The following is a 2,372-nucleotide window of genomic DNA, read 5'->3' as shown; positions in this document are numbered from 1 at the left end:
GGTGGGCCCGACCCGGTCGGGTGCCAGGTGCTGGATGCGGTCTGCGCCGGGCGTGTAGCGCGGCCAGGAGGGCGTTCCGAGCCCGTTGGGGTCGCCGGTCGCGGCGAACCGGGCCCAGTAGGCGGTCATCGTCGCGGACAGGCGACGCTGCGCAGGAGTCAGGGGCCGCACCGCGTCCATGGGGAAGAGGTAGCCCAGTTCGGAGGCGTGGAAGGCGCCTTGTGGCGTGTGTGGTGCTGGGATGAACGGGGGCGCCTGGGGGTCGGCGAACTCGTAGGCGTAGACGGGCGCCCGCGTGCTGTACAGCCGGCTGTCGGACCGTGCCGGGCAGGCGAACCGCTGATCGGTGCCGACGGCCGAGTACGCAAGGTTGGGGGAGGCGTACGCCGAGGTTGGGTACGTGTCGAGGACCGCGGCCGCGCGCTCGCCGTGCTGGAGCCGGATCAGCGCAGCGTACGACGCGGGGGTCAGCGGTCCGCCGCCGAGCAGGTCCACGTACAGGGCGGTGAAGTAGCGGTATTCGTCATGGGTGTTGCCGCTCAGCGTCGGCACCGCGTGCACGCGTTCCTCGGCCCACGCTGTCTGCGGAGGGCGTGGCAGGATGCGCGGCCCGGTGTTCGGGCCCCACAGGGACGCTGCCCCGGTACCGGCGGTGCGGATGAGTTCGGTGACGGGCACGGTGCGCAGACAGGCCGCGGCGGTTGTCGGGTCGGCGCAGCCGACGGCGGCCGCGAAGTCGTCGCCCTTGTGCTCGGCCGCGTCGAGTGTGAGTGGAGTCAGGGCGCCGGGTGAGGCGCAGCTTCCGCTCTGCTGGATCGCCCGGTGGAACAGACCCTTCGCGGTCGGGGAGGCTATGTGGGCGCAGGTGTCCGCAGATCCTGCGGACTGGCCGCCGAGCGTCACCCGGTCGCGGTCGCCGCCGAAGGCGCCGATGTTGCGCTGTACCCAGCGCAGCGCGGCCTGCTGGTCCATCAGGCCGTAGTCGCCGGAGGCGTGGTCCGTGCTCTCGGCCGACAGGGCGGGGTGGCTGAGGAACCCCAGTGCTCCGAGGCGGTAGTTGACGGTCACCACGATCAGGCCCTTCGCGGCCAGCGCCGCGCCGTCGTAGTCGCTGCCCGCGCCGTAGGCGTTGCCGCCGCCGTGCAGCCAGACCAGCACCGGCAGGGGCCGGGCGGTGGTGCGGGCGGGGGTCCACACGTTGAGGTACAGGCAGTCCTCCGTGGTGCTGCCGGTGCGGTTGGACTCGCCGGGCAGGACGGGGCCGCCGTCGGGGAGCAGGGTCAAGGGCAGTTGGGGACACGGGTGGGCCGGTGCGGTGGCGTCCCGTACGCCGTGCCATCGCGCGGCGGGTCGCGGCGGACGCCAGCGCAGCTCACCGGTCGGCGGGGCCGCGAAGGGTACCCCCTGGAACACCCGCCCCCCGTCGCGGCCGACCGCCCCGCGCACCAGGCCGCGGTCGGTCCGCACGACCAGGGAGTCATGGCCGGCGTCGGCGCGGGCCGTGGCCGGGGGAGCGGTGAGGGACAGCAGCAGGGCCGCGATGGCGGCCATGGCCCAGGCAAGGGGATGGCGCAGACTCGGAGAACTCATGTCATCGCATCCTCATCGGTCCTGATGTCGGTGCGGGGCGGGGGGTCATGGCGTGTGTTCGTAGGCGCCGATGTCGCAGGCGGCGCCCTGGGGGCGGGGGATGCCGCGCTGGTCGGTGGCGGGGCAGTCGTCGGCCGCGTCGAGGGCGGGACTACCCGGCAGGAGTGCCACGGTGTCCGTCGGGCCGCCGTTGTCCGCGAGCGGCCCGAACTGCGGGTCACGGCTGGGCAGATCGCCTGCGGCGGTGAGGTGACAGCTCCCGTCGGCGTCGAGGTTGTGACCCAGCGATGCGATGGTGGCGAAGGCCTTCTCGCAGTCGGCGGCGGCGCCGTCGACCGTGTTGCCCGCGACGACGGTGTTGCGCAGGGTCATGTGGCCCAGGGGCAGATCGATGAGGTCGGGGAGGGGTGCGGGCAGGCTGTCGAGATAGGCGGGGGCGATGTTGATTCCGCCCCCGCCGTCGCTGGAACTGTTCCCCATGATGGTCGAGTTGAGGATCTGCACCGCTCCTGTGCCGCGGATGTCGATGCCTCCGCCGTAGCCGCCGAGGCTGCCGGGACGGTCGCCGGGGTCCGTCACGCGGTTGTCGGCGATCGTCGAGTTCGTCACGGTGCCGCTGTCGTCGAATCGGATGCCTCCGGCCTCTCCCGCAGTGTTCCCGCTGACTGTGCTGTCGACGAGATCCAGGTGGGAGTCCGGGACGTTGAAGATGCCGCCGCCGTACCCGGCGGAGTTCCCGGTGACGGCGACCTGACGCAGGGTCAGGTGCTTTGCGTTGGCGA

2 protein-coding genes are annotated in these 2,372 nt (G+C 72.6%); both read right to left on the bottom strand.

The window, feature by feature from the left end:
- Positions 1-1,590: carboxylesterase/lipase family protein (locus H4N64_RS44000; protein WP_186288235.1), on the bottom strand; the 1,590-nt coding region annotated here is incomplete at its 3' end.
- Between the two features lie 45 nt (positions 1,591-1,635).
- A partial coding sequence (locus H4N64_RS43995; protein ID WP_336246986.1) for a choice-of-anchor Q domain-containing protein occupies positions 1,636-2,372 on the bottom strand: 737 nt, incomplete at its 5' end.

Source organism: Streptomyces cupreus, assembly GCF_014257025.1.
GTDB lineage: Bacteria > Actinomycetota > Actinomycetes > Streptomycetales > Streptomycetaceae > Streptomyces > Streptomyces cupreus.
The sequence above is the reverse complement of the archived record's forward strand: the minus strand, read 5'-3'. Positions and strand labels throughout refer to the sequence as shown.